At 35.9% G+C, this 26,964-nt stretch carries 26 protein-coding genes; all 26 read left to right on the top strand.

Going from position 1 to position 26,964, the window contains the following annotated elements:
* The first annotated feature begins 96 nt into the window (after positions 1 to 96).
* Positions 97 to 1,014, top strand: coding sequence for a branched-chain amino acid transaminase (locus tag IP358_RS06360; RefSeq protein WP_006802752.1), 918 nt, complete (start codon positions 97 to 99; stop codon positions 1,012 to 1,014).
* 14 nt (positions 1,015 to 1,028) lie between these two features.
* Positions 1,029 to 2,102 (top strand): SPFH domain-containing protein, encoded by a 1,074-nt coding sequence (locus IP358_RS06355; RefSeq protein WP_006802751.1) that lies wholly within the window; start codon positions 1,029 to 1,031, stop codon positions 2,100 to 2,102.
* A gap of 8 nt (positions 2,103 to 2,110) precedes the next feature.
* Positions 2,111 to 2,812, top strand: coding sequence for a bifunctional phosphoribosyl-AMP cyclohydrolase/phosphoribosyl-ATP diphosphatase HisIE (gene hisIE / locus IP358_RS06350; protein ID WP_006802750.1), 702 nt, complete (start codon positions 2,111 to 2,113; stop codon positions 2,810 to 2,812).
* 1 nt (position 2,813) lies between these two features.
* Positions 2,814 to 3,347: a DUF2393 family protein gene (locus IP358_RS06345; RefSeq protein ID WP_006802749.1), complete on the top strand. Its 534-nt coding sequence runs from the start codon at positions 2,814 to 2,816 to the stop codon at positions 3,345 to 3,347.
* A gap of 1 nt (position 3,348) precedes the next feature.
* Positions 3,349 to 4,302, top strand: coding sequence for a 4-hydroxythreonine-4-phosphate dehydrogenase (pdxA, locus tag IP358_RS06340; RefSeq protein ID WP_006802748.1), 954 nt, complete (start codon positions 3,349 to 3,351; stop codon positions 4,300 to 4,302).
* A gap of 68 nt (positions 4,303 to 4,370) precedes the next feature.
* Positions 4,371 to 4,676: an ATP-dependent Clp protease adaptor ClpS gene (locus tag IP358_RS06335; protein WP_006802747.1), complete on the top strand. Its 306-nt coding sequence runs from the start codon at positions 4,371 to 4,373 to the stop codon at positions 4,674 to 4,676.
* 10 nt (positions 4,677 to 4,686) lie between these two features.
* Positions 4,687 to 6,957: an AAA family ATPase gene (locus IP358_RS06330; protein ID WP_006802746.1), complete on the top strand. Its 2,271-nt coding sequence runs from the start codon at positions 4,687 to 4,689 to the stop codon at positions 6,955 to 6,957.
* Positions 6,950 to 7,720: a DUF815 domain-containing protein gene (locus IP358_RS06325; protein ID WP_006802745.1), complete on the top strand. Its 771-nt coding sequence runs from the start codon at positions 6,950 to 6,952 to the stop codon at positions 7,718 to 7,720. Before IP358_RS06330 ends, IP358_RS06325 begins: the two co-directional genes overlap by 8 nt.
* Positions 7,721 to 7,729: 9 nt before the next feature.
* Positions 7,730 to 8,563 carry a UTP--glucose-1-phosphate uridylyltransferase GalU gene (galU, locus tag IP358_RS06320; protein WP_040498560.1) on the top strand — a complete coding sequence of 278 codons (834 nt, stop codon included), beginning with the start codon at positions 7,730 to 7,732 and terminating at the stop codon, positions 8,561 to 8,563.
* On the top strand, positions 8,563 to 9,012 hold the full coding sequence (locus IP358_RS06315) for a hypothetical protein (protein ID WP_006802743.1): 450 nt from the start codon (positions 8,563 to 8,565) through the stop codon (positions 9,010 to 9,012). The genes galU and IP358_RS06315 overlap by 1 nt, the downstream gene beginning before the upstream one ends.
* Positions 9,013 to 9,029: 17 nt before the next feature.
* Positions 9,030 to 10,298 carry a UDP-N-acetylglucosamine 1-carboxyvinyltransferase gene (murA, locus tag IP358_RS06310; RefSeq protein ID WP_006802742.1) on the top strand — a complete coding sequence of 423 codons (1,269 nt, stop codon included), beginning with the start codon at positions 9,030 to 9,032 and terminating at the stop codon, positions 10,296 to 10,298.
* A 6-nt stretch (positions 10,299 to 10,304) separates the two neighbouring features.
* Positions 10,305 to 11,240, top strand: a complete 936-nt coding sequence (gene rsmH / locus IP358_RS06305) for a 16S rRNA (cytosine(1402)-N(4))-methyltransferase RsmH (protein WP_006802741.1) — start codon at positions 10,305 to 10,307, stop codon at positions 11,238 to 11,240.
* Positions 11,241 to 11,855, top strand: coding sequence for a hypothetical protein (locus tag IP358_RS06300; protein ID WP_040498558.1), 615 nt, complete (start codon positions 11,241 to 11,243; stop codon positions 11,853 to 11,855).
* Between the two features lie 39 nt (positions 11,856 to 11,894).
* Complete coding sequence (mnmG, locus tag IP358_RS06295) at positions 11,895 to 13,784, top strand: tRNA uridine-5-carboxymethylaminomethyl(34) synthesis enzyme MnmG (protein WP_006802739.1); 1,890 nt, start codon at positions 11,895 to 11,897, stop codon at positions 13,782 to 13,784.
* Between the two features lie 57 nt (positions 13,785 to 13,841).
* Positions 13,842 to 15,110, top strand: coding sequence for a S41 family peptidase (locus tag IP358_RS06290; protein WP_040498556.1), 1,269 nt, complete (start codon positions 13,842 to 13,844; stop codon positions 15,108 to 15,110).
* 11 nt (positions 15,111 to 15,121) lie between these two features.
* Positions 15,122 to 15,832, top strand: coding sequence for a phosphoribosylaminoimidazolesuccinocarboxamide synthase (gene purC / locus IP358_RS06285; RefSeq protein WP_006802737.1), 711 nt, complete (start codon positions 15,122 to 15,124; stop codon positions 15,830 to 15,832).
* A gap of 9 nt (positions 15,833 to 15,841) precedes the next feature.
* Positions 15,842 to 16,078: a phosphoribosylformylglycinamidine synthase subunit PurS gene (gene purS, locus IP358_RS06280; RefSeq protein ID WP_006802736.1), complete on the top strand. Its 237-nt coding sequence runs from the start codon at positions 15,842 to 15,844 to the stop codon at positions 16,076 to 16,078.
* A 2-nt stretch (positions 16,079 to 16,080) separates the two neighbouring features.
* Positions 16,081 to 16,737 carry a phosphoribosylformylglycinamidine synthase subunit PurQ gene (gene purQ, locus IP358_RS06275; RefSeq protein WP_006802735.1) on the top strand — a complete coding sequence of 219 codons (657 nt, stop codon included), beginning with the start codon at positions 16,081 to 16,083 and terminating at the stop codon, positions 16,735 to 16,737.
* Positions 16,734 to 18,122, top strand: a complete 1,389-nt coding sequence (locus tag IP358_RS06270) for an SH3 domain-containing protein (RefSeq protein ID WP_232086739.1) — start codon at positions 16,734 to 16,736, stop codon at positions 18,120 to 18,122. Before purQ ends, IP358_RS06270 begins: the two co-directional genes overlap by 4 nt.
* Positions 18,106 to 18,807 carry a lysophospholipid acyltransferase family protein gene (locus IP358_RS06265; RefSeq protein ID WP_006802733.1) on the top strand — a complete coding sequence of 234 codons (702 nt, stop codon included), beginning with the start codon at positions 18,106 to 18,108 and terminating at the stop codon, positions 18,805 to 18,807. The genes IP358_RS06270 and IP358_RS06265 overlap by 17 nt, the downstream gene beginning before the upstream one ends.
* The gene (locus IP358_RS06260) at positions 18,792 to 20,264 is read left to right on the top strand and encodes a hypothetical protein (RefSeq protein ID WP_006802732.1); all 1,473 of its coding nucleotides are present in this window, start codon (positions 18,792 to 18,794) and stop codon (positions 20,262 to 20,264) included. The genes IP358_RS06265 and IP358_RS06260 overlap by 16 nt, the downstream gene beginning before the upstream one ends.
* A gap of 53 nt (positions 20,265 to 20,317) precedes the next feature.
* Positions 20,318 to 21,865: a DEAD/DEAH box helicase gene (locus IP358_RS06255; protein ID WP_006802731.1), complete on the top strand. Its 1,548-nt coding sequence runs from the start codon at positions 20,318 to 20,320 to the stop codon at positions 21,863 to 21,865.
* Positions 21,865 to 23,007 (top strand): succinyldiaminopimelate transaminase, encoded by a 1,143-nt coding sequence (locus IP358_RS06250; RefSeq protein ID WP_006802730.1) that lies wholly within the window; start codon positions 21,865 to 21,867, stop codon positions 23,005 to 23,007. Before IP358_RS06255 ends, IP358_RS06250 begins: the two co-directional genes overlap by 1 nt.
* Positions 22,998 to 24,338: a UDP-N-acetylmuramate--L-alanine ligase gene (murC, locus tag IP358_RS06245; protein WP_006802729.1), complete on the top strand. Its 1,341-nt coding sequence runs from the start codon at positions 22,998 to 23,000 to the stop codon at positions 24,336 to 24,338. The genes IP358_RS06250 and murC overlap by 10 nt, the downstream gene beginning before the upstream one ends.
* Before the next feature lies 1 nt (position 24,339).
* Positions 24,340 to 24,717, top strand: coding sequence for a hypothetical protein (locus IP358_RS06240; RefSeq protein WP_006802728.1), 378 nt, complete (start codon positions 24,340 to 24,342; stop codon positions 24,715 to 24,717).
* A gap of 1 nt (position 24,718) precedes the next feature.
* Positions 24,719 to 26,944, top strand: a complete 2,226-nt coding sequence (locus IP358_RS06235; RefSeq protein ID WP_006802727.1) for an endonuclease MutS2 — start codon at positions 24,719 to 24,721, stop codon at positions 26,942 to 26,944.
* Positions 26,945 to 26,964 lie beyond the last annotated feature (20 nt).

Genomic DNA, 26,964 nt, shown 5'->3' with positions numbered 1-26,964 from the left:
GTTGTGTTTAAAGCCTTTTAAGAAAGTTTTTGCTATATTTTTGCGTTTTTTGCGCTTTTAATAATGATTTACAAAAGGCGCATAAGGAGATTTATTATGAATGAAGCAAAATCAATTTGGATGGATGGAAAATTAGTTCCTTGGAAAGAAGCAAATGTGCATATTTTGACACATACTTTACATTATGGAAATGGTGTTTTTGAGGGAACTAGGGCTTATAAGACAGATAAGGGAATGGCAATTTTTCGTTTAAAAGATCATACAAAGCGTTTATTAAATTCTGCAAAAATTGTTGCTATTGATGTGCCTTACGCGCAAGAAGAGCTTGAGAAAGCTCAAATTGAAGTTTTAAGAGATAATGCGTTTAGTGGTAACACATATTTACGCCCTTTGATTTATCTTGGGTATGGAGCAATGGGCGTGTATCATAAGAATGCTCCTGTTAAGGTGGCGATTGCTGCGTGGGAGTGGGGTGCATATTTGGGTGATGAAGGTTTGGAAAAAGGGATTCGTGTTAAAACTGCTTCTTTTGTTAGAAATTCAGCAAAATCGCTTTTTGGTAAGGCGAAGGCTTCTGGAAATTATCTTAACTCTCAAATGGCAAAGTATGAAGCCATTGAGTGCGGATATGAAGAGGCTTTGCTTTTAGATGACAATGGAATGATTGCCGAAGGAAGTGGAGAATGTTTTTTTATCGTGCGCAATGGTATGATTATAACTCCGCCAAGTGATAGTTCATTAGAATCTATTACACAAGATTCTGTGATTACAATGGCAAAAGATCTTGGTTATAAGGTGGAACGCCGCAATATTACACGCGATGAAGTGTATATTGCAGACGAGGCATTTTTTACAGGCACTGCTGCAGAAGTTACTCCTATTAGAGAGCTTGATGCGCGTATTATTGGAAGTGGTAAGCGTGGAGAAATTACACATAAATTACAAAATGCTTATTTTGAAGTGGTGCAAGGACGCAATCCTAAATACGCACACTGGCTAACTTATATTAATTAAAAAAGGTTTTACAAATGCCAATTGATTTAAATGAACATTTAAAGCGCAAAAACAAGGGCTACACTCCGGATGAAAACAAAGATAAAGGTCAACCAAACCACAATTCAAATCGTGGGTTTCAATCTCCTAGAATGCCAAATTTTACAATGCCAAATGGTAAGAAAATGGCCGGAGTTTATGTTGTTGTAATTTTAGTGATTTTGTTTTTCTTGCTTAAACCCTTTACGATTATTAATAGCGGTGAAGTAGGTGTTAAAATTACAACAGGTGAGTTTGATCCAACACCATTGCAACCTGGAATTCACTTTTTTATCCCAGGAATTCAAAAAATTATTGCCATTAATACAAAAGTTAGAATCGCAGAATTTACAGGCTCTGATGGTGCAGGATTGCGCAGTAGAGATGAAGGAAGTCTAAAAAATCAAGCAATTAGTGTGCTAGATTCTAGGGGATTATCTGTTTCTGTGGAGCTTGCTGTGCAATACCGCTTAGATCCATTAAGTGTGCCACAAACCATTGCAACTTGGGGGCAAAATTGGGAAGAGAGAATCATTACTCCAGTAATTAGAGAGATTGTGCGTAATGTTGTAGGAAGTTTCCCAGCTGAAGAGTTACCAACAAAGCGTAATGAGATTGCAACACTTATTGATCAAAAGTTTAGAGAGAATATCAATAGCCTTGAAAATCGCCCTGTAGAGCTTGTATCTATTCAGCTTACAGAGATTGTTTTGCCTATTGCAATCAAAGAACAAATTGAGCGCGTGCAGGTTGCGCGTCAAGAAGCAGAGCGTGCAAGGTATGAAGTAGAACGCGCCAAGCAAGAAGCAGAGAAAAAAGCAGCTCTTGCTAAAGGGGTTGCTGATGCTACGATTATTGAGGCAGATGCGCAAGCAAAGGCTAATCGTTTGATTAGTCAAAGTTTAAATAATCCTCTATTGCAACTGCGACAAATTGAAGTGCAAGGAAAATTTAATGAAGCTTTACAAAACAATCGCGATGCTAAGATTTTCTTAACGCCTGGTGGAGCAACGCCTAATATTTGGCTAGATTCTAAGGATAATCAACGCGCAAGTTCAGTGAGTAATTAGGGATTAAAGTGCAAGAGATTTTAGAGCAGATTTTATGGGATAAATGCGGAGGATTGATTCCAGCAATTGCGCAAGATCATAAAACACAAGAAGTTTTAATGTTAGGCTTTATGGATAAAGAAGCTTTAGAGTTGAGCTTAAAGAGTGGTTTTGTGCATTATTATTCTCGTTCTAAAAGGCGCATTTGGAAAAAGGGAGAGCAAAGCGGACATGCGCAAAAAATCATATCCCTTGCCCTAGATTGTGATAAGGATTCTATTCTTATAAGCGTGGAGCAACAAGGCGTGGCTTGCCACACTGGGGAAAAGAGTTGTTTTTTTAACATAATTAATACAAAAGAAGGCAAATTAGATTCTAATATGGAATCTAAAATTAATTTTAATGCCAGTGCTGTTTATGGGGTTGTAGATGTGTTGTATCATACACTACTAGAGCGTAAAGGTGCAGATCCTAAGACTTCTTACACAGCAAAACTTTATTGTAAAGGCGAAAACACAATTGCTAAAAAAATTGTAGAAGAAGCTGCAGAGTTAGGATTTGCCATTAAAGATAACACACGCGAAGAGATTATTTATGAAGCAGCGGATTTACTTTATCACTCTTTAGTTGGTTTAGCTTATAAGGATATTTCCCCAGATTTAGTAAAACAAGAGATTTTAAGGCGGTTTGGCTTAAGCGGAATTGATGAAAAGAATGCAAGAGTAGATTAAAATGAATAGCTTAAAGGAATATTTGCTAAAATTTACAGAGATTTCGCGCTTCTTTGCTTTGCCAGATTATTTAATTTTAATGAGTATTTTTTTAATCATTCTTTTAATTTTTCTTTTAAGTGTTGCGTTGCGTGGGCGTGCTTTGCCTTTTATGCTATTTTTTTCATTAAGTGGTGGGCTAATTCTTGCTTCGCCTTTTATTTATCAGTGGATAATGGAATCGTATTTAAAAAAGATAGAATTTACTCTCACACATAATGCGAGTTTGCAATATGATGCTGTGTATTTTGTGGAAGGGAGTTTTAAAAATCTAGGGCATTTGGATTTTAGAGGTTGTGTTGTGGAGGTTAATTTTATCCCAAAGGATTTAAAAAAGTTTGAACGCATTAAATATAAAATTAATCCTAAATATTCAAAGACAGAAATTTACAAAACACCATTAAAAAAGCAAGAAGCGATGGATTTTAAAATTGTAATCCCATCTCCAAATTCTCAAGTGCAATTTGACTTAGACACAAAAGGTGCTTGCTATTAAAATGAAAATTGCAGTAAGCATTGGTGATCCAAATGGGGTTGGTTTAGAGATTTTATTAAAAAACCATAAAAAGATTTGTAAATTTTGCAATCCTGTGTATTGTGTGGATAAAGAGTTGTTAAAAGAGGCGGCTAAGATTTTAAAATTCAAACTTCCGAAGAATTTAAAATGTGTTTCACCTAAAGTTATGCCTTCAAATATTATCCCAAAAATTACTCCTGGAGCAATCCAAAAAGAAAGTGGAGCGTATTCTTATGCAAGTTTCTTGCAAGCTTTAAATTTGACACTTGTTGGTAAAACAAAGGCGATGGTAACTTTGCCTATCCATAAAAAAGCGTGGCAGTTAGCCGGAGTTTCTTATGCTGGGCATACCGAAGCCTTGCGAGATGTTTTTAAGTTTGAAAATATGGAATCTAAAATAAATGGAATTCAAAATCAAAAAGCCATTATGATGTTAGGCTCTCCAAAGCTTTATGTTGCGCTTTTTAGTGATCATATCCCACTAAAAAATGTGCCTTCACTTATAAACATAGAATCTTTAAAAGAGTTTTTATTGGATTTTGCTCCTTATGTTTTAAAAATGCCCTGTGGAGTGCTTGGGTTAAATCCACACGCCGGAGATTTTGGAGTTTTGGGTGATGAAGATAATGTAATTAGGGAGGCAATAAGGCTTGCAAATGCAAGTTTGGGCAAGGAAGTTTTTATTGGACCACTTGTGCCTGATACTGCTTTTGTTGGTAAGCATTTGCGTTATTATGTGGCAATGTATCACGATCAAGGATTAATCCCACTAAAGACTTTATATTTTAAAGAGAGTATCAACATTACGCTTAATTTGCCTGTTATTCGCACCTCGGTAGATCACGGTACCGCATTTGATATTGCCTATAAAAATAAAGCAGAATCTAAAAGTTATATCAATGCGATAAAAGAAGCGATTTTACGCCAATGTTAGACTTTCCTTTAATTTACCTTTGATTTAAAAATGTTATAATTTTAAGATTTTAAATTTTAAGGAAAACCTTGCCAAAAGACGCACAATTTGATCAAATTACAGAAACGCTGGAGAAAATCCAAGAGCCTATCCGCTATCGCGTGATTTTGCTAAATGATGACTATACTACGCAGGAATTTGTGATAGAAGTTTTGCAAGCAATTTTTCACAAAGATTTTGAAGAATCCCTAAATTTAATGCTGCAAATCCATCACAATGGAAAAGGGGTTTGTGGAATCTATCCTTATGATATTGCAGAAATTAAAGTTGCCCAAGTGCGTAAAATGGCAAAAGAAAAGCAATATCCCTTGCGTGCAATTTTAGAAAAAATATAAGAGAATTAAAATGTTTGAAATTAGTAAAGAATTAAATGTTGTTTTGCAAAATGCACAAAAAGAAGCTAAAGACAAAGGGCATGAATATTTAACTCTAGAGCATATTTTCTACGCCCTTTTAGAAAATGAGAAAATCACTAAAACTCTGCAAGATTGCGGGGGTAATGTAGAGATTATGAAAAAGCAAATACAAAGGTATTTAAAGCAATTTTTACAATCCTACCCAGAGCGTCAAGAACAAGGTGCAATGCCACAAGAAACCCTTGCTGTTACGCGTGTGATTGAAATAATGATAGGGCATGTGAAAGGCTCTCAACGCCAGCAGGCACAAGTGAGTGATTTGCTAGCAGCAATCTTAGAAGAAGAAAAGGCGTTTTGTGCGCAAATCTTAAATGCACAAGGCATCACGCGCTTAAATGTTTTAGAATACATTACAGAAAATCAAGAGAATTTTAGTTTTAATAAAAGCATAAAAGAAGAAGTGAAAGATGAAGGCGAAAAGAGAGAATCCGCATTAGAAGCTTATTGCACAAATCTTACGCAAATGGCAAGGGAAGGCAAAATAGAGCCTTTAATAGGCAGGGAAGTAGAGATTCGTCGCTGTTTTGAAGTGTTGCTTAGAAAAAAGAAAAACAATCCTCTTTTAGTTGGTGAGCCTGGTGTTGGTAAAACAGCTGTAGCAGAAGGGTTGGCTTTGCAAATGATTGCCACACAAAGCCCTTTAGAAAATACAGAAATGTATATGCTAAATATGGGTGCGCTTGTTGCAGGAACAAAATACAGAGGAGACTTTGAAAAGCGCATTAAGACATTAACTGATGAAGTACTAGAACTTGGAAATGTGATTTTATTTATTGATGAAATTCATATGTTAATTGGCGCGGGGGCAACAAATAGTGGGAGTATGGATGCGAGTAATTTGCTAAAGCCTATGCTTGGAAATGGAAAGTTGCGCTGTATCGGTGCTAGCACTTACGCAGAGTATCGTTCTTTTTTGGATAAAGACAAGGCACTTTCACGCCGTTTTGCAAAGATTGAAGTTAAAGAACCTAGCAGGGAAGAGAGTATTTTAATCTTAGAAGGTGTAAAAAAACATTATGAAAAGTATCATAATGTAAGTTTTAATTCTGAAGCGATTGAGTTAATTGTAGATTTGTCAATTCGCCATTTACACGATAGATTTTTGCCTGATAAAGCCATTGATATAATGGATGAAGTGGGGGCTAGTTATAAACTAGATGGTAAAAGCGGTAAGGTAAGTTTGCAGAGTATTAAAAAAATGGTTGCTACAATGGCTAAGATTCCAGAAATTGAAGCAACAAAAGATGATAAAGCTGTGCTTAAAGGCTTAGAGAAGCATTTAAAAAGCAGAATTTTTGGGCAAGATAATGCTATTGTTGAGGTAGTGAGTGCGTTAAAACGCAATAAAGCTGGGCTTGGCGCGCCAAATAAACCTATTGGTTCGTTTCTTTTTAGCGGTCCTAGTGGAGTTGGAAAAACAGAGCTCGCAAAAGAGCTTGCAAAAGCATTAAACATTAATTTTGAACGCCTTGACATGAGTGAGTATATGGAGCGCATTTCAAGCTCGCAATTAATTGGTGCAGCAGCGGGATATGTTGGCTATGAAAAAGGTGGAATCCTAACGGAAATGATCAAGAAAAATCCTCATACTTTGCTACTCTTAGATGAGGTAGAGAAGGCCCATCCTGATGTGCTAAATGTATTTTTGCAGGTAATGGATTATGGAAGGCTTACAGATAATAATGGAGAGAGCATAGATTTTTCATCTGTTATTTTGATTCTAACTTCTAATGTAGGTTCTAAGGAAGCCCCTGTACTTGGTTTTAAACAAGATACAAATTTGCGTTTTTCTAGTGCGATTAAAGATCATTTCTCCCCAGAATTTAGGAATCGTCTTGATGCAATCATTGCTTTTAATCCACTCTCACACAAAGAGATTTTGAAGATAGTTGATAAAAATATTGTAGATTTAAATAATCAAATTTTAGAAAAAAAAGTAGAAATTATATTAGATAAAAGTTCTAAAGAATATTTAGCAAAAATTGGATTTGATGTAGAACTTGGGGCGCGTCCACTTGGATTAGTGATTCAAAAAGAGATTAAAAATATCTTAAGTGATGCAATGCTTTTTGGGGAGTTAAGTAAGGGTGGAGTAGCGCATTTTACTTGTGTAAAAGGAAAATTAACGCATAAATTTTTGCCAAACAATATAGAATTAAAAAATAAATCTAACACTACAAAAAAGGCTAAAAATGCCTAAAAGTTGGAATTTAAATCTGCAATGGGATATGGGGAGTTGTATTGCTGGAGTGTATCGCAAAAGTGGGTATATCCACGGGATTTTAGAAGTAGAGGCTAAGGAATTGGATTGCTTTGTGGGAATACAAAAGGAAGTGCGATTATTATGTGCCAATACGGAATCTTTTTTGGAGAGAAATTTGGGCGTTAATGTCCTGTTATGGGGAGCTAGGGGAAGTGGAAAAAGCTCTCTTATAAAGGCATTGCTTGTAAAATATGCCTCTAAAGGTTTAAGGGTTTTACAGATTGAAAAAGAAGATTTAGAAATTTTACCGGAAGTATTTGATAATTTAAGGGATAAAGATTATAAATTTATTATATTTTGCGATGATTTAAGTTTTGAAGAAAATGAGAATTATAAAGGCTTAAAAAGTGTGCTTGAGGGGGGATTAGAAGTATTGCCTGCAAATATTAGAATTTACGCAACAAGTAATAGGCGGCATTTGCTCCCAGAATTCCATAATGAAAATGAGATTTTTGGTTATGAAGGCAATGAAGATAAGATTGCATTAAGTGATAGATTTCCCTTGTGTATTGGCTTTTACGCACAAGGAAATAAGGAATATTTAGAAGTGCTAAAAAGTTATTTTGGGGAATTGCCTAAAAATTGGGATAAAATCTCTCAAAAAGCAATGCAATATGCCACACAAAAGGGTTCGCTCAATCCACGCACAGCAGCGCATTTTTACGCATTGTATCAGAGCGGTTTGTGGGAATTATTCTAAGGAGTGATAATGATTAAAAAATGTTTATTTCCAGCAGCAGGATATGGGACACGCTTTTTGCCTGCAACAAAGGCAATGCCAAAAGAGATGTTGCCCATTGTTAATAAACCACTCATTCAATATGGTGTAGAAGAGGCAATGGAAGCAGGAATTTTTAATATAGCAATTGTTACAGGGCGTGGAAAAAGAGCATTAGAAGACCATTTTGATATCAGTTATGAGCTAGAGAGTCAAATTAAAGGCACAAATAAAGAAAGCTATTTAAAGGATATTCGCCATATTTTAGAAACTTGTAGCTTTTCTTATACGCGCCAAATGGAGATGAATGGCTTAGGACATGCGATTTTATGTGGGGAAACACTCGTTGGCAATGAGCCTTTTGCAGTGGTTTTAAGCGATGATTTATGTGAAAATACAGAACTTGGCGTGTTAAGTCAAATGTGTAAAATCTATGAAAAATACCGCTGTTCCATTGTTGCAGTAGAGGAAGTGGATATGGAAGAAGTAAGTAAATATGGTGTGATTGCAGGAAGAGTGATTGATGAGAATGTTTTTGTAGTGGATAATATGATTGAAAAACCTTCAAAAGATAAAGCCCCAAGCAATCTAGCAATTATTGGACGCTATATTTTAACTCCGGATATTTTTGAGATTTTGCGCCACACAGCTCCTGGCAAAAATGGCGAGATTCAAATCACAGACGCGCTTTTAGAGCAGTGTAAAAAGGGAATGGTGCTAGCTTATAAATTTAAAGGCACACGCTATGATTGCGGAAGTGTAGATGGATTTGTAAAAGCCACAAATGTTTTTTATGAAAAGTTTTTAAAAGGTGAAATGCACTAATGTATAATCTTTCTTTTCATCTTTTTGTTTTTTTAATTATTAATCTTTTGATGCTCCCATTTTTCTTGTTGGCAATGGTATTTATTATCTATGAACGCATACAGGAATATTTAGAAGAGCTTAGAGGGCGTGAGCAAAAGTTTAAAAATATTGATTATTTAATTACAATTTTTGAAGATGAAAAATCAGATTCTAGTTTATTAGAAGAAGCACTGAATTCTTTTTGTGAGCATTTTATACATTTTGGTAATACAAGCAAAGATAGTAAGGAATATCAGCAATGTATTAATTTCATTGCCGCATTTTCTAAATGTTTGAATATGGATATTGATAGTGTTGTGCGTTATAGAGAGATTTTTGTTAAAGAAAATCCTAACTACAAAAAAGAGATTGAAACAGTTATTGGTTCAGCTCTTAAAGGCCGTGAAGAGCGCAAGGGAAAGAAATAGCATAAAAAGGAGAAGAAGTGGATTATTTAACATTGCAAGGTGGCTTGCGTTTAAATGGAGCAATTAATATTGTAGGTGCAAAAAATTCTGCATTACCGCTTATTGCTCTAACGCTACTTTCAAAAAATCCTGTAAGTTTACAGAATCTTCCTAGTGTTGTGGATATTGAGACTTTTTTTGAGCTTTTAAAAATGCTAGGTTGTAGCGTGGAACGCTTGGATAAGCATATTGTTAATGTTAATGTGGCAGGACAAAATAGCACAAAAGCCACATATGATATTGTGCGTAAAATGCGCGCTTCAATTTTGGTTTTAGGACCTCTTCTTGGGAGATTTGGGCATTGTGCAGTGAGTTTGCCCGGAGGGTGTGCTATTGGTGCGCGTCCTGTGGATTTACACATTAAAGCATTGGAGAAAATGGGGGCAGAGATTCATATTGAAGAGGGATATATTGTTGCAAGTGCAAAAGATGGGCTAAAGGGGGCAACGATTAATTTTGATAAAATCACCGTAACAGGTACTGAAAATATCCTGATGGCAGCGGCAATGGCAAAGGGTAAGACAATCATTAATAATGCTGCAAAAGAACCAGAAGTGGTGCAACTTTGTGAAGTGTTGCGTGAAAGCGGTGTAGAAATTAAAGGAATTGGAAGCGATAGAATTGAGATTTTTGGAACAGATAGAGAAGGATTGGAGTTGCCAAGTGTGATTTCTGTGATTCCAGATCGCGTTGAAGCAGGGACTTATTTGTGCGCTGGAGCAATTACAAATTCACAAATTACGCTACATGGTGCCAATGCAAGCCATCTTGGCGCAGTGATTGCAAAGCTAGAAGAAATTGGCTTTAAACTTACCTACAATAAAGATTCCATTACAATTTATCCCGCTAAAAAACGCAATGCTTTTGCGCTCTCCACCGCAGAATATCCGGGTTTTCCAACAGATATGCAAGCACAATTTATGGCGCTTGCAACACAATGTGAAGGGGGTAGCATTATTGAAGAGCGTTTGTTTGAAAATCGCTTTATGCATGTAAATGAGCTACAAAGAATGGGAGCAAATATTAGTTTGCGTGGAAATACAGCGACTATTAATGGAATAAGCACGCTAATTGGTGCTGATGTTATGGCAACAGACTTGCGCGCTTCTAGTGCTTTAGTGCTTGCCGCTCTTGTGGCAAAGGGGGAAACTAGAATCCATCGTATTTATCATTTAGATCGTGGTTATGAAAATTTAGAAGCAAAGCTCACAAAACTTGGCGCAAACATTACTCGCGCAAAAGAGTAGGGAGCAATGGATATTCCGCATATTCCTGTTTTGTTAGAACAGGTTTTGGATTCCTTTAAGACACTTAAAAGTGGAATTCTAATTGATTGCACTCTAGGTTTTGGAGGACACACGCATGCACTCTTAGAAGCTTATCCAAACTTAGAGATTATAGGGATTGACCAAGATAGCGATGCCTTAGCCTTTACTGCAAAGCGGTTAAGTGTTTTTGGTGAGCGTTTTTCTTATAAAAAGGGGCGTTATAGCGCGGTTGTGCGTGAGCTATTAAGCAATAAAGCTTTGCAAGAAAACATAGTTGGAATCCTAGCGGATATTGGGGTTTCATCAATGCAATTTGATAATAAAGAGAGGGGATTTTGCTTTGATTCTTATATGCTTGATATGAGAATGGATAGGGAGCAACATTTAAGCGCAAAAGAAATTGTAAATGGGGCAAGTTTAAACGAGCTAGAGCGGATTTTTAGGGATTTTGGTGAGATTAGGGAGTATAAAAAACTTGCGCGTTTAATTGTAGAAGAGAGAAAAAATGCAAAATTTACTAGTGCAAAGCATTTAAGCGAACTCATTGCAAAGCATTTTAAACATCCCAAAATTCATCCAGCCACACAGGCTTTTCAAGCATTAAGAATCGCGGTTAATGATGAGTTAGGTGAGCTAGAGCGACTTTTGCAAACTTTAGGAGAAAATCCTTTAAAAAAGGGTGCTAGAGTGAGTGTTATCACCTTTCATTCGCTTGAAGATAGAATCACAAAGCAAACTTTTAGGGAATGGGAGAGAGATTGTATTTGCGATTGCAATATAATGCGTTGTATTTGTGGCGGTGGGCATAGTAAAGGAAAGAGTCTTTATAAAAAGCCCTTGTGTGCTGATGAGAGTGAGCTAAGAGAGAATCCGCGTTCGCGTAGCGCGAAGCTAAGAAGCTTTGAGTTTGGGGAATCATAAATGGAATCTTATGAAGATTTACGCTTGGAAAAAATGGATAAGGTTGCAAAACCTAGCTTTTTTAAACGCTTATTTAAAAAAGATGGTTACATCTCAGAGCAGAATTTGGACTTTTTAGAGAAGCGATACCATAATCAGCAAGGTGATGATGAGCAAAGCAAACAAGAGCAAAATGAGTTTGAAAAACCCATTTTGGATTCTAACTTTTTAGATTCCAGACAAGATTTACAAACAGAGCAAACAGATATTTTACTCTTAGATGATTTGCTTTTAGCAAATAAGGATTTAAAAGACAGGGATTTACATGCGCCAAAGAGTGGTGTAAATGTGGAATCACATTTAGAGATCAGTGAGCGTGAAGCGGTGCTAGATGATTTAGATTTAAACACAAAAGAGATTCCTTTTAAACTAGTGCTTATTACCTTGTGCCTTATGGCGCTTGCTTTAGTGCTTTTTATTCCCAAAATTTATGTGCGCAATAATATCTATTATGCAAGCCGTAATATTATCCAGCTACAAGCGCAAATTGATTCTTTGCGTGAAGAAAATAAGCATATTAAAAAACAATTAGAGGATATTAAATTTAGAAACCTAACGCAAGAGTTAGATTTTTAGCGGTATAATGCGCGCAAAATTAGTGTTTTAAGGGCAAAAATGGAATATGATGTAATTGTTATTGGTGGTGGACACGCAGGGATTGAAGCCTCTATTGTATCAGCAAGAATGGGTTGTAAAACCTTGCTTTTAACAATGCTTGTAGAACAAATTGGTGCGGCAAGTTGCAATCCTGCTGTTGGTGGGCTTGGTAAGGGGCATTTGGTAAAAGAAATTGACGCACTTGGTGGCGTGATGGGATATATTACAGATAAAAGCGGAATCCAATTTAGAACTCTAAACGCTTCAAAAGGTCCCGCTGTAAGAGGAACACGCGCTCAAATTGATATGGATAGATACAAAATTATTGCGCGCAATCTTTGTTATCATACAAAAAACTTAGAAGTCTCCCAGCAAATTGTAGAATCCTTAGTGTTAGAAAAAGATTCCGTAATTGGCGTGAAAACAACCATTGGCAAGGTTTACCAGGCTAAAAAGGTGGTGCTAACAACAGGAACATTTTTGCGCGGAAAAATACACATTGGAGAAAACACTTCTAACAATGGGCGTGCAGGGGAACCACCGGCAATGGAGCTAGGGGAAAATTTAAGAGAATTAGGACTTGATGTTGGAATATTAAAAACAGGCACTTGTGCGCGTATTAAGGCAAGTAGCATTAATTTTGAGATTTTAGAGAAGCATTATGGAGATATGCCAGCCCCATTTTTTAGCAAAAAAACTCAAAAAGAACTTGGAGAAAATCCCTTTAATCCGATGCAACTTCCTTGCTATGTAACCTACACAAATGCAAAAACACACGCAATTATTAGAGAAAATTTTCATCGCGCGCCAATGTTTACAGGACAAATTGAAGGGATAGGTCCAAGATATTGTCCTAGCATTGAAGATAAGGTTAATCGCTTTAGTGATAAAGAGCGACATCAGTTGTTTTTAGAACCGCAAACTCTAGAAGCAAATGAGTATTATATTAATGGATTAACAAGCTCTTTGCCCTTTGATGTGCAAGAAGCAATGATCCATAGTATTGAAGGCTTAGAGAATGCGGAGATTGTGCGCTATGGTTATGCTATTGAGTATGATTATATCAACCCCACAGAGTTAAAACACACGCTAGAAACTAAGAAAATACGGAATCTTTATTGTGCGGGGCAAATTAATGGCACAACAGGCTATGAAGAAGCTGGTGCACAAGGTATTTTTGCTGGGATTAACGCAGCGCTTAGTGTAAAGGGGAAAGAGCAAATCACACTTAAGCGCAATGAAGCTTATATTGGCGTAATGGTAGATGATTTGGTAACAAAGGGCACAAAAGAACCTTATAGAATGTTTAGCTCACGTGCGGAATATCGCTTGCTATTACGCGAAGGGAATGCGATTTTTAGGCTAGGGGATCTTGCGTATTCTTTGGGACTTATGGAAGAAGAAGAATATAAAGAGCTACAAAAGGATAAGGTAGCCATTAAAGAAGGGCTAGAGTGGCTTAAAAATACAGAAGTAACACCTAATGCTTTGGTACTAAAGTTTTTAAATTCCATTTGTGAAGAAAAAATTAGCGATAAGACAAATTGGGGAACGATTGTTGGGAGGCGTAGTTTTGATGTGCCTAAGCTTTTAAAAATACAAGAAGTGGAGAATTGCCCCTTTGCAAGCTACTCAGAGCGCGCGTTAGAAGAGATTTTAGTAGAAGCAAAATATTTTAATTACATTCAAAAACAGCAAAATATGATTGAAAATATGGATAAAATGTTAAGCATTGAGATTCCGCAAGACTTTGTGTTTGATAAAATTCCAGGACTTAGTTTGGAAGTGATTGAAAAGCTTAAAAAGTTTAACCCTAAAAGTTTGTTTGAAGCAAGTGAGATTAGTGGTGTAACGCCAGCTAGTTTAGAAGTTTTGCAACTTTATATCCACTTATACCATAAAAAATAATTTTTCTTTTAGTGAGATTGCGTTAAAATCGCAAAATTTTAACTTTAGGTTGTAATGATGAACAGACAGGGCTTAAATAAACTATTTTGGTTTTTTAGTGTGGCTTTAGTTGGCTTGCAAAGTTTTGCATTGGCGCAAGAAGAATCGCGCCTTGATGCTTATAATAAGTTGCGTAAAGTCATTGGCACGGTGGAAAAATATTATGTTGATGAGCTAACACTTAATGAAATTGTTGATAAAGCAATTGATGGAATGCTTTCAAACCTAGATGCGCATTCAGCGTATTTAGATGAAAAGAAGTATGAAGATTTAAAGATTCAAACCGATGGGCAGTTTGGCGGCATTGGAATTACAATTTCTTTAAAAGACAATGCACTAACAATTGTTGCCCCTATTGAAGGAACTCCAGGCGATAAAGCAGGATTAAAAAGTGGAGATATTATCCTAAAGATTAATGATGAAAGCACGCTTAGTATGGGAATTGATGATGCGGTTAATAAAATGCGTGGCGCTCCAAAGACAAAAGTAACTTTGACAATTGTGCGTAAAAATGAGCCAAAGCCTTTAGTATTTGATATTATAAGAGACAATATTAAAGTGGAGTCTGTGTATTCTAAGGGGATTATGGATACAAATTATGTGTATTTGCGCGTAACTTCTTTTGATAAAAATATTACACAGCGTGTTAATGAAGAATTAAAAAAATACAAAAAAATTGATGGAATTGTATTAGATTTACGCAATAATCCTGGCGGACTTTTAAATCAAGCAGTGGGCTTAAGTGATTTGTTTATTAAAGATGGTATTATCGTATCCCAAAAGGGTAGGATTAAAGATGAAAATATCGTTTATCGTGCTACAAAAAACACGCCTTATGCTACGATTCCGCTTGTGGTCTTAATTAATAATGGAAGTGCTAGTGCTAGTGAGATTGTAGCGGGTGCAATCCAAGATAATAAACGCGGTGTTTTGGTGGGTGAAGGGACTTTTGGAAAGGGAAGCGTGCAAGTGATTTTACCCACTGAGAAAAAGGAAGCCTTGCGTTTAACCATTGCGCGTTATTATTTGCCAAGTGGGCGAACAATTCAAGCTGTTGGAGTTACCCCAGATATTGAAGTTGCTCCGGGTGTTGTGCCAGATGAAAATAGTGGATTTAGTATTAAAGAAGCGGATTTGCAAAAGCACTTAGAAGGTGAATTGGCAAAAGTAGACAAAAAAGAGAAAAAGCAGAGTGATTCAAAAAATACAATCACGCAAAAGCAAATCTTACAAGACATTCAGTTAAAAAGCGCGATTGATGTTTTAAAAGTATTTAAAGTTTTATAAAAGGAGTCAAAATGCAACAAAAAGAAATGCTTTATGAAGGCAAAGGCAAAAAACTTTACAAGACTGATGATGAAAATCTAGTGATTTCAGAGTTTAAAGATGATTTAACAGCATTTAATGCTGAAAAAAGAGGAAGCGAACAAGGCAAAGGGATTTTAAATTGCAAGATTTCATCAGAGATTTTTAAACTTTTGGAAAAAAATGGAATCAAAACGCATTATGTAGAAACTTTAGCGGATAACTTAATGCTTTGCAAGTTTGTTAAAATTATTCCTATTGAAGTGGTTGTGCGTAATATCGCAACAGGTTCTTTAAGTAAGCGTTTAGGGATTAAAGAAGGGGAAGCACTACCTTTTACTCTTGTGGAATTTTATTATAAAGATGATGCGCTAGGAGATCCTTTAATTAATGATGAACATGCATTGATTTTAAATTGCGTAAAATCTGTGGAATCTTTAGATGTATTGCGTAAAATTGGGCGTGAGGTAAATAGTGTTTTGCGTGAATTTTTTGATAAAAAGAATCTAATTTTAGTAGATTTTAAACTGGAATTTGGCGTGGATAAAGATGGAAATATCTTGCTTGCTGATGAAATTACGCCAGATTCTTGTAGATTTTGGGATAAAGATACAAAGGAAAAATTGGATAAAGATCGCTTTAGGCAGGATTTAGGCAATGTAAAAATGGCGTATGAAGAGATTTTAAAGAGAATCTTAAACTAAAGGTGAATTATGCAAGTAGAAGTGATTGTTGAGTTAAAAGATGGGGTTTTAGATCCTCAAGGAAAGGCTATCCATCACGCGTTAGAATCACTAGATTTTAAGGGTGTTAATGGAGTTAAGACGGGAAAGATTATCAAGCTTGATATTGATAATAGCAATAAAGAAGCAGTAAAAAAAGAAGTAGAATCTATGTGCGAAATGCTTCTTGCAAATACTGTTATTGAAAACTACACAATAAAGATGTAGCAATGGTTGCAATTCTTCAGTTTTTAGGCACAAATTGTGAATATGATATGGAATATGCCTTTTCATTGCTTGGGGTAAAAACGCAAATTGTGTGGCATAAAGATACAGAGCTTCCAAAAGATACACGCTTAGTTGTGATTCCTGGAGGTTTTAGTTATGGGGATTATTTGCGTAGTGGAGCAATTGCTAGATTTTCTCCAATTATGCAAGCGGTTGTGAAGTTTGCAAATGCGGGTGGTTATGTGCTTGGAATTTGTAATGGATTTCAGATTTTGCTTGAAAGTGGCTTGCTTCCTGGCGCGATGAAGCGCAATACAAATTTACATTTTATCTCTAAAAATTGTGATTTAAAGGTTGTGAATAATTTTAATATTTTTTTAGAAAAATTTCAAAAAGGAGATACAATAAAAATTCCTATTGCGCATGCAGATGGAAATTATTATATTGATGAAGCGGGGTTAAAATCCCTTGAAGCAAACGATCAGATTTTACTAGAATATGTAGAAAATCCAAATGGTTCTGTGCGTAACATTGCAGGAATTTGCAATGTTACTAAAAATGTTTTTGGGCTTATGCCACATCCAGAGCGTGCTATAGAAAAAGTTTTGGGTGAGGATGCAGGGCTAAAAATGCTTCAGGGATTTTTGAAAATTTTATGAGAATCGTATTTGCCTTTTTTTGTGTGTTTGGGCTTTGCATAGGATCATTTGCAGATGAAACACGCATTTTTCCAGAAGCAAGTTTGGAAAATACAAAAAATACAGAAACACAAAATCAGCAAAGTTCGGAGCCTTTAGAGATTCCAAATACAGAATCAAAAGAGTTATTTCAACAATCACAAACTTTAGATTCTAATAATGATGTTTTGCAAGCCCCACTTCCTAATGCTATAACAGAAAGTGATATTGAAGAAAATATAGAATCTGAAGCATTGCAAAATGAGTCTTTGCAATCGCAAGATTTTACGATGCAAAACTCTATGTCTCAAGAGGCGATAAATAATCCATCTTTAAATAGTAAAGCTTCTAATAATTCTTTAGTAAAAAATGTGTATTTGGAAATGCTTACACCTTTAGTGGATATTTCATATGTAAATCAAATTATTGCATTAGAGCTTAAAATGCTGGTTTTTACGCAGTATTCCACAATTACAACAGAATTTATTTTTGATGATTTAAAAAATAGCATAGAAATTTTAAATCCAAATCAAGCTTGGGAGCTAAATCCAGAGGATTCTAGCCTTAAAAACACTTTTTATCTAAAAATCAAGCAATCGCAATTTGTAATTCCTAGCATTAAAGTAAATGTTCTTACAAATCATGGATTAGTTAGTGAAGTTCTTGTAGGAGGTAGTGCAAGAGCAATTAAGCTGGAGCGCAAGGGCGAGTATTCCCAAGTCTTAGCTCAAGATTTGCAGATTTTAGATACAAAAATCACAAGTTATGATTCCACGCAAAATTTAGTGGTTCTTCAACTCCAAAGCACAATGGCAAATCTTTTTGACTTCAAGCTTGAAAACTATAAGCAACAGGGTATTGAAAGTAAAAGTGGAGATTATAAGCAGGGAGTAGCATTTTACTATGTGATTGTGCCCAAAACACAAAATACAATTAGTTTTGATTATTTTAATACGCAAACTTCTAAATACCAAACTCTGCAAGTTCCAAATATTGCAAGCGAAGATCGTGTTAGTACGCAAAGTGATATTAAGCCAAAGAATAATTATCAATTTTTTCAAATCTCTTTGGTTGTATTTTTTGCAATTTTATTTTTTGGGCTTTATTTGTATAAGCGTAAAACAATTTTTATTTTGCTGGGCGTTTTTGCACTAGTGCTGGTGCTGTATTTCCTAACATTAAAAAGTGATGTAACAATTAAGGCAAATGTCGCATTAAGAATCCAACCAACATTTAATTCTACAATTGTTCTAACAACACAAAAACCAATACGAGCAGAAATTTTAGGAGAACGCAATAGCTACTATAAAGTGATGTTAGAAGATGAACGCATAGGGTGGGTAAAAAAAGATGATATCCAAGATTAGAGCTTATAGTGCATTGCTTTATATTTTGCTTGTAATGCCTTTTGGTATTGCATTAATGTATATCTTTAATGCCTTTCATCGCATAATCCGTAGAAGCATAGCCCTAGTATTTTTTAAACTCTTTAGGGTAAAGCCTTATATACAAGGCAATCTAGATCCAAGTGCACAGATTTTAATAATGAATCACCAAAGCTTTATGGATGTGATGTATTTTGAAGCAGTCCATCCAAATAATTTATGTTGGATTGCTAAAAAAGAGCTTGGCGAGGCATTTTTATATGGGCATGCGCTCAAAGCTCCTAAGATGATTTTAATTAACAGAGAGAGTAAAAAAGAGCTTGTGTATTTATTAAAAGAAGCGAAAGATAGGCTTGATAGCGGTAGAATGCTCTGTATTTTTCCAGAAGGCACACGATCTAAAGGGGGGGAACAATTACTTCCTTTTAAAAGTGGGGCAAAGGTTTTAGTGGAACATTTTAAGCTAAAGGTGCAACCAGTAGTTTTTTGTGGCACACGAAAGAGTTTTAACTTTGAAAAATTAGAGTTTGATAATACACCTTTTAGTGTGCAGTATTTGGAATCCTTTATCCCAGAAAATGCAGAGTGGTTTGAACAGCTAGAAATGCGTATGCAAGAAGTTTATCGTGCAATGTATCAAAGGCAGAATCAATGCATGGTAGAATAGTGCGTTATTTAAATAGTAATGGCAAGGGTGTTGTGATTAACGCTTCTAAAATGCTTTTTGATTTTAATAAAGAGACTTGGCATGATAAAAAGGTAATGCCAATGGTTGGAATGTATGTAGAGTTTCGTTGTAATGAGATACATCAAATTACAGATTGCAAAGTCTCAAAGTTTCAAGAATTTGGTGGCAATACGATGATTAGCGAATCAGATTTTTGGCATCATGATACCGATGAAGAGCTGCTTACGCTTCAAAGTAATGCGCGCGATGCGATTGTGCAAAAGATTTATAAAAATACAGATTACACGAAAATTACAGAAATCCCACTTACCATTAAGCTTATTGAAACACTTAAAAGTTATTTTCATCAAGAGTTTTTGGCAATTTCTTTTTTGAATGATTTACCTATATCTAATGAAGAGATTTTGTTTGATTATGCGCATTTAAAGCGTTTTGGCGTGAAGGCGTTGGATAATTTGCTTTTTAATGATAAAACCATAGCCAAAGATGATTTTATCGAAGAATTAAGTGTTATGACGCGTTTGGATTCTGCATTTATGGACTTTTCGCGCTATAGCAATGCAAATTTAAAGCAAATTTTTCAAGATTTCTTTTTGTCTAAACAATGCCACTATCAAGCTTTAGTTGTTGCTGTAAATAACGCAAAAGATAGTCAGAGTTTAGCGCAAAAGCGTATTAATTCCTTAAGAAGTGATATTTTATTGTTTGAGCGCAGAATCCAAGCGAATTTAGATTTAGATAAAAATACGCTAAAGTTAGAAAAAGCTAGGAAAGAATTAGAAGAAGCATTAAAAAATGAGAGATATTATGGTGAACTTTTTATATATTTATTGGATATAAAAGAAAGGTTTGAAGCGCACTATTTAAAGTCTTTTTCTGAATTGTATCAAAAAGTTTATATAAGGATACATAAAAAAGTCAAAAGTGGATTGGATATTTGTATTACAATTTTAGACAATAAGATTTATAAAAAATCTATAAATTCTATTGCATTTTCTAAAAATTTTTTTAAAATACAAGAGAATGATCGTGTTCCAAATATTATTTATTTTGTAGAACAATATATGGAACATTTAAACAAAGATCGCCTAAATGAAAAAGATGCTTTAACATATCATTATATTGATAAACTTTGCAAAGCAAACAGAAAGCATTTTTTGATTATTAGCACAAACGAAAAGCGTGCAATGGAGATTAAAATGAAAATATTAGGGCAAAATAAATTTAATATTGTAAAAACAGCTTATAAGAACACTATTTATTTTGCATTAATTAATGAAATTTGTTTTGAGTGCATTTACATAGATCCAGAAAATATATGGAAAAGCCCAAATGAACTTATAAGGGAGACAAAAGCGCTCAAAATAAATGCAAATGCAAAATTTGCTCTTTTGCCCAGCTCTGTCAAAGAGAATCGCTTTGGATTTACAGAGTGATTTAGGCATTTTTAGTGCTATAATTACAGCTTATTTTAAAACAAAAGGGAATTATGAAAAAGCAAACAAAGACAAATAGTTGGGATTTAGGAGAGGGTTTTGAAAGCTTTGGCTTTAAAAAAAGTGTTTTAAGGGGCATTAAAGAAGCGGGTTTTAGCGAGCCAAGCCCTATCCAAAAAGAAGCGATTCCATTAATTTTAGATGGGCTTGATATCATTGCTCAAGCACAAACAGGCACTGGAAAAACGGCTGCTTTTGGCTTGCCACTTATTAATAATCTAAAAAATGATGGTAGCATTGAAGTGCTAATCGTTACGCCTACAAGGGAACTTGCAATGCAAGTTAGTGATGAGATTTTTAAGCTTGGCAAATACAATAGGGTAAAAACAGTTTCTCTCTTTGGCGGACAGCCCATAAGGCGACAAATTGAACTTTTAGAGAAAAAGCCACAAGTTATTATTGCAACTCCGGGGCGTTTGCTAGATCATTTGCGCAATGAACGGCTAAAAAACTTCTATCCTAGTGTTGTTGTGCTTGATGAATCTGATGAAATGCTAGATATGGGCTTTTTAGATGATATTGAAGAGATTTTTACCTATCTTTCAAGTGACCGTCAAACCTTGCTCTTTTCAGCGACAATGCCAACACCTATTAAACATCTAGCGCAAAAGATTCTAAGCAATCCAAAGTTAATTAAAATCACTCAAGATGATACAACAAACCAAGACATATCTCAACGCTATTATATTATCAATGAACAAGAGCGTGAAGACGCGATTGTGCGCCTAATTGATAGCGAAATGCCACAAAAGGCAATTATTTTTACAAGAATGAAAAAAGAAGCCGATATTCTTTCAGAACGCCTACTTTCACGCGGTTTTAAAGCTGGAGCATTACATGGCGATATGGAGCAGAGAGAACGCGTAAAATCCATTAAAGCTTTTAAAGATTCCACAATTGATATTTTAGTTGCCACAGATATTGCAGCAAGGGGGCTTGATATTAGTGGAGTGAGCCATGTTTTTAACTTCCATATTCCACTAAATCCAGAATCTTATGTGCATAGGATTGGAAGAACTGGAAGAGCAGGTAAAAAGGGTGTAGCGATTACGCTTGCAACGCCTTTAGAGTTTAAAGAGCTTCGTCGTATTAAAGAAAATACAAAAGCTAGCATTGAGCTTTATGAGATTCCAAGCATACAAGATACAATGGATAAAAAGGATTCCAACATTTTAGATAAAATCCTAAAGCATGCAATTAGTGATGATGCCTTGCGTGTGTATGAGCAAATCCGTGGTAATGCAGACATAACACAGCTTGTTTGCAAGCTTTTATCAATGGTTTTGCAAGATTCTAAAGTGCTAGGACCAAATAAAATTGGGCTAAACAAAAAGGATTTAAATGCATTGCAGTTTCAATTAGATGATGAACGCAAGCACAAAAAATCTAGCAGAACCAGCAATATAAGGGACAAAAGAGATAAAAATCGCCCAAAAAACAAATTCCACAGCAAAGGTAATTTAAAAAACAAGGATTCCAAAAATTCCCCTAAGGGATCTAAAAAAGATTCCAACAAAAAATCCACAAAAAGGAAAAAATAATGGAGTTTCAACCATATCCTTTTGAGAAACTTCAAGCTTTAATTAAAGATATTCCACAAAAACAAGGGCGGATTTCTTTAACCATTGGCGAACCACAATTTCAAACACCTAAAAATATTTGTAATGCTTTAAAAGAAAGCGTGGATTTACTTAATAAATACCCAAAAACCGCCGGTGAAGATTATCTAAAACAAGCAATGCTAAATTTTATCAAGCACCGCTTTGATTTGGATTTAGATTCTACAATGTTAATTCCAACCTTTGGCACGCGTGAAGTGTTATTTAATTTTCCTCAATTCTATCTTTTTGACAAATGCTCTCCAACTATTGCTCATCCAAATCCTTTTTATCAAATCTATGAAGGTGCGAGCATTGTAGCAAGAGCAAAAACAATCTATATGAATCTAACACCCCAAAACAACTTTACCCCAAGCTTAAGTAAAGAGCAAATGCAAGAATGCGATTTAGTGATTTTAAACTCACCAAATAACCCCACCGGTGCAACAATGCCCATAGATTCTCTTAAGCAATGGGTAAATTACTCCTTAGAATACGACTTTTTACTTTTAAATGATGAATGTTATAGTGAAATTTACACTGATAAAAAGCCCGCTTCTATCTTACAAGCTAGCATTTTAGTGGGTAATACAGATTTTAAGAATATTTTAGCTCTTAATTCTATCTCTAAGCGTTCTAGCGCGCCTGGGCTTAGAAGTGGATTTATTGCAGGGGATTCTAGAGTTTTAAAAGATTATGCACAATATCGCACTTATATAGGTTGTGCCTCTCCCTTGCCTTTACAAAAAGCAGCAAGTATTGCGTGGAGTGATGAAGCGCACACAAAGCATTCCCGCCAAGAATATGCAAAAAATCTAAAGTTAGCACAAGAAATTCTGTGTAAAAAGATTCCAAACTTGCCCATTCCAAAAGATACCTTTTATGTGTGGCTTCCTGTTGAAAATGACTTAGGATTTACGCGTAATCTTTTGCTTAAAGAAAACATTTTAGTTTTACCTGGAAGTTTTTTATCGCGCGTTGATGCGCAAGGGCAAAACCCCGGAAGAAACTTTGTGCGTTTAGCATTAGTGTATGAAGAATCTGTGATTAAAGATGCGCTTTTAAGGATTGCTAAGTGGATATAAGCATTAAAAGAATCCATTTTATAGGAATTGGTGGTATAGGAATCTCTGCGCTAGCGAAGTTTTTGCGTGCGCAAGGCGTGGAGATTAGCGGTTCTGATATCGCAGAAGGAAGCGTTACAAAAGAGTTAAAAGAAATTGGAATCCAAGTTAGCATTCCCCACACAAAAGACGCAATTTGCGGGCAGGATCTAGTCATTCACTCTGCAATTATCAAAGAAGACAATATTGAAGTGCAAGAAGCCCACGCGCAAAATATCCCTGTGCTTTCACGCAAAGAATCGCTAAAGATGATTTTAGGAAACAAAGAAGTCTTTGCGGTTGCAGGCGCACACGGTAAAAGCACGACAACGGCGATTTTAAGCGCAATTTTAAAAGACGCTAGTGCATTAATTGGAGCAGAGAGCAAAGAGTTTTGCTCTAACACACGCGCTTTAAGTGGTAATCGCGTGGTTTTTGAAGCTGATGAATCCGATAAAAGCTTTCTAGAATGCAATCCTACTTGTGCGATTGTTACAAACGCCGAGCCAGAGCATATGGAAACTTACAATCACGATTTATCGCAGTTTTATGGAGCGTATGAAAGCTTTTTGCGTCTTGCAAAGATTTGTGTTATCAATGCTGAAGATTCCTTTTTAGGTGCATTGCAAGATTTGGGCAATTTATGTGTGCGATTTTATCCTAGCAAAGATTTGCAAAATATCCGCTACATTGTAGAAAATGGTATGCCAAAGACACAATTTACCCTAACAAACGCCAACAAAGACTATGGCACATTTAGCGTTTATGGCTTAGGCGAACATATCGCCATTGACGCAGCTCTTGCAATTTTAGCCGCTTCACAGATTCTACCTTTAAATGAAATTAGGAAAAATATCCAAGATTATTGTGGAATCAAAAAGCGATTTGACATTTTAACGCAAGGCGAGTGCGTGATTATTGACGATTATGCTCACCATCCCACAGAAATCACCGCCACACTAAAAGCACTCAAAAAATACCAAGAGTTAAAAGGCGCAAAACAGCTAGTTGCCATTTGGCAGCCACATAAATATTCACGCATTAAAGACAATTTAGAAGGCTTTATTGGTTGTTTTGAAGGTGTGGATTCTCTAGTGATTTTGCCTGTATATGCAGCAGGGGAAGTAGCAATTGCTATGGATTTTGCCACCCTTTTTGCACGATATAATCCCATTTTTGCTGATGAGGTTAAGCGCATGGGCAATGCGCTCTATTTACTTAAAGATAGCCAAGAAATTGCACATTTAAAAGAAGGTATTATAGTAGGCTTTAATGCAGGCAATCTAACTTATGCGCTAAGAGGCGGAATCTAAAATGGTGCGTTTTATTCTTATTGCAACTCTTTTTATTATTCTTTTAGCGATCCTTATCCAACTTCTAGCAAAATACAATCTAGTTAGTTACAAAACACGCATTAGCATAGGCATAGCCCTATTAGTTATTGCAACAGGCATTGGAATCTTTACCCTTATCCAAGACAAAACTGAAGCCACTCTCACAGAGCTTGCCCAAAGCTTCCTACAAGGCAAGATTTTAGAATGCCAAACCCAAGCGACAACCCTAGAAGTTAGCAACAAAACTTTTAATTTTATTAGTGGCACACTCACGCTAATGGGCAAAGGCGATACAGAGTTTAAGCGCGTTATCATTCCGCTAAAAGCTTGCAAACTTAAAGAAGAATCAAAAGATTAAAATGCAAGAATACCTAAAATCCCTAGATTTACAAGATTTTTATGAGAGCTTTACAAGTTTTCTAGCTCGTCCTAAAGAGCTATTTTTACAAGGTGATATTAAAGTGCATTTGCGCTACATTAATGCTCTAGAACCGCTAGTTTTCACTCCGCCAAAAGAAGTGAAGCCCCTGCACTCTCAACTTGCGCTTTTAAAGAAGTTTGGACATTTAAAGCTTGATGAAATCTTTGAATTTGTGAAAATTATCCGCTATTTTCTCTACCTAAAAAACCTAAAATGCGAAGGAATCCTAGGTGAGTGGTTCTCCTCCATACAAATCCCAGAGCAGATTTTACCCATCGTTAAATCCTTCTTAGAAAATGGTAGCCTAAAAACAGGCATTTACTTAGATTTAGATTCCATAAATGCGAGCCTGGAAAACCTAAAGCGCGAAATCTCCGCCCAACTTTCCCATACGCTAAATCAAAACAAACTCACTCCCTACCTAGTGGATAGGCAAATCCACCTAATAAACGATGAAGAATGCCTGCTTTTAAAAGCCGGATTCCATCATATCCTAAAAGGGCAGATTTTAGACCGCTCCGCTTCTGGCTTTTTTTATGTTTTCCCCCAAAACATCGCAAATTTAAAGGACAAATACACCGAACTAAAAAACCAAAAAGAATCCAAGCTCTTTGAAATTGCGCGCGAAATTTCAAGCATTTTTACCAAACATTTTTTATTCTTAAAGTTTATTGATAAGGAATTTGACCGCTTTGATTCTTATCAAGCGCGCCTAAACTTCGCTAAGGCAAAAAACCTAGAATTTCTAGCCCCTAAGCCAAATAGCACAGAAATCCTTTTGGATTCCTTCTCCCACCCAGCACTTAAAAATCCTAAATCTATAACCTTGCATTTCAAAAGGCAAGTACTAATGATAACAGGCGTAAATGCCGGTGGTAAAACAATGCTTCTAAAGTCTATTTTAAGCGTTGTTTTTCTCTCAAAGCACCTTATCCCACTTCCCATAAATGCAAGCAAATCAAGAGTGCCAAACTTTAAGAGTCTAGATTTTATCCTTGAAGACCCGCAAAATAGCAAAAACGACATCTCAACCTTTGGTGGCAGAATGTTGCAATTTAGCCACATTTTAAAGCAAAGCGATGGAATCATCGGTGTTGATGAGATAGAGTTAGGAACAGACAGCGATGAAGCCGCAAGCCTTTTTAAAGTCCTTTTAGAATCCCTAATGCAAAAAAACAACAAAATCATCATCACCACTCACCATAAACGCCTAGCTGCCCTAATGGCAGGCAATCCTAAAGTCCAGCTTCTAGCCGCTCTCTTTGATGAAACGCGCCAAATGCCAACCTTTAGCTTCTTAGATGGCACAATTGGCAAGAGTTACGCATTTGAAACCGCGCTAAGATATGGAATTCCAAAAGCCCTAATCAACAGCGCAAAAATCCTTTATGGCAAAGATAAAGAAAAGCTAAATGCGCTCATTGAAAACGCATCACGCCTAGAAATGCAGCTAACCCTTGAAATCTCAAAAGCACAGGAGAAAAGCCACGCTTTAGAGCAAAAACTCCAGCATTTAAAAGACAAAGAAATAGCCTTGCAAGAGAAGTTTAACAAGATCCAAAGCATGCTAGAAGCCACCTACCAAGACGCCATAAACGCCGCTAAAATCGCAGCTAAAGAAAAAACTAAGAGCGATATTCACAGAGCATTAAACCACGCAAACGCCCTAATCAACAAAGCAAAATCCATAAAATACGATTCCAACATTAGCTCCAATAATTCTAATTCTAACATTTCCTATACCAAAGGCACACGCATAAAATATCGCAATATGAAAGGAATCATCTTAAGCACAAACAAACAAGGCGCATTAATAGAGTTAGAAAACGGAATGAAAGTTAAAGTAGCCCTTAGTGAGCTAAAGTTAAGTGGCAATGTGCCAAGTGTGCCTGCAAGCAAAATCAACATTCAAGCCCCACAAACCGTCTCCCCCACGCTAGATTTACACGGAATGCGTGCAGAAGATGCCCTAGAAGCCCTTGATATTTTCTTATCCAACAGCCTTATTGCTGGCTTTGATGAAGTGTTAATTTATCACGGAATTGGCACAGGGCGATTATCAAGTGTGGTAAGAGATTTTCTAAAATCTCATCCAAAGGTGCTAGACTTTACAGACGCTCCTCCAAAATTAGGTGGCTTTGGTGCAAAAATTGTGAAACTTTAAGTGCCAATTAATATTTTATT

It is taken from the genome of Helicobacter winghamensis ATCC BAA-430, assembly GCF_028751035.1.
Taxonomy (GTDB): Bacteria; Campylobacterota; Campylobacteria; order Campylobacterales; family Helicobacteraceae; genus Helicobacter_D; species Helicobacter_D winghamensis.
This window is presented reverse-complemented; position numbering and strand designations above follow the sequence as displayed.

What these genes read in the sequence shown, in the direction of transcription:
- IP358_RS06360 (WP_006802752.1), top strand. Translation starts at nt 97, where the DNA reads ATGAATGAAGCAAAATCAATTTGGATGGATGGAAAATTAGTTCCTTGG.
- IP358_RS06355 (WP_006802751.1), top strand. Translation starts at nt 1,029, where the DNA reads ATGCCAATTGATTTAAATGAACATTTAAAGCGCAAAAACAAGGGCTAC.
- IP358_RS06345 (WP_006802749.1), top strand. Translation starts at nt 2,814, where the DNA reads ATGAATAGCTTAAAGGAATATTTGCTAAAATTTACAGAGATTTCGCGC.
- pdxA (WP_006802748.1), top strand. Translation starts at nt 3,349, where the DNA reads ATGAAAATTGCAGTAAGCATTGGTGATCCAAATGGGGTTGGTTTAGAG.
- IP358_RS06330 (WP_006802746.1), top strand. Translation starts at nt 4,687, where the DNA reads ATGTTTGAAATTAGTAAAGAATTAAATGTTGTTTTGCAAAATGCACAA.
- IP358_RS06325 (WP_006802745.1), top strand. Translation starts at nt 6,950, where the DNA reads ATGCCTAAAAGTTGGAATTTAAATCTGCAATGGGATATGGGGAGTTGT.
- galU (WP_040498560.1), top strand. Translation starts at nt 7,730, where the DNA reads ATGATTAAAAAATGTTTATTTCCAGCAGCAGGATATGGGACACGCTTT.
- IP358_RS06315 (WP_006802743.1), top strand. Translation starts at nt 8,563, where the DNA reads ATGTATAATCTTTCTTTTCATCTTTTTGTTTTTTTAATTATTAATCTT.
- rsmH (WP_006802741.1), top strand. Translation starts at nt 10,305, where the DNA reads ATGGATATTCCGCATATTCCTGTTTTGTTAGAACAGGTTTTGGATTCC.
- IP358_RS06300 (WP_040498558.1), top strand. Translation starts at nt 11,241, where the DNA reads ATGGAATCTTATGAAGATTTACGCTTGGAAAAAATGGATAAGGTTGCA.
- mnmG (WP_006802739.1), top strand. Translation starts at nt 11,895, where the DNA reads ATGGAATATGATGTAATTGTTATTGGTGGTGGACACGCAGGGATTGAA.
- IP358_RS06290 (WP_040498556.1), top strand. Translation starts at nt 13,842, where the DNA reads ATGAACAGACAGGGCTTAAATAAACTATTTTGGTTTTTTAGTGTGGCT.
- purC (WP_006802737.1), top strand. Translation starts at nt 15,122, where the DNA reads ATGCAACAAAAAGAAATGCTTTATGAAGGCAAAGGCAAAAAACTTTAC.
- purS (WP_006802736.1), top strand. Translation starts at nt 15,842, where the DNA reads ATGCAAGTAGAAGTGATTGTTGAGTTAAAAGATGGGGTTTTAGATCCT.
- purQ (WP_006802735.1), top strand. Translation starts at nt 16,081, where the DNA reads ATGGTTGCAATTCTTCAGTTTTTAGGCACAAATTGTGAATATGATATG.
- IP358_RS06270 (WP_232086739.1), top strand. Translation starts at nt 16,734, where the DNA reads ATGAGAATCGTATTTGCCTTTTTTTGTGTGTTTGGGCTTTGCATAGGA.
- IP358_RS06265 (WP_006802733.1), top strand. Translation starts at nt 18,106, where the DNA reads ATGATATCCAAGATTAGAGCTTATAGTGCATTGCTTTATATTTTGCTT.
- IP358_RS06260 (WP_006802732.1), top strand. Translation starts at nt 18,792, where the DNA reads ATGCATGGTAGAATAGTGCGTTATTTAAATAGTAATGGCAAGGGTGTT.
- IP358_RS06255 (WP_006802731.1), top strand. Translation starts at nt 20,318, where the DNA reads ATGAAAAAGCAAACAAAGACAAATAGTTGGGATTTAGGAGAGGGTTTT.
- IP358_RS06250 (WP_006802730.1), top strand. Translation starts at nt 21,865, where the DNA reads ATGGAGTTTCAACCATATCCTTTTGAGAAACTTCAAGCTTTAATTAAA.
- IP358_RS06240 (WP_006802728.1), top strand. Translation starts at nt 24,340, where the DNA reads ATGGTGCGTTTTATTCTTATTGCAACTCTTTTTATTATTCTTTTAGCG.
- IP358_RS06235 (WP_006802727.1), top strand. Translation starts at nt 24,719, where the DNA reads ATGCAAGAATACCTAAAATCCCTAGATTTACAAGATTTTTATGAGAGC.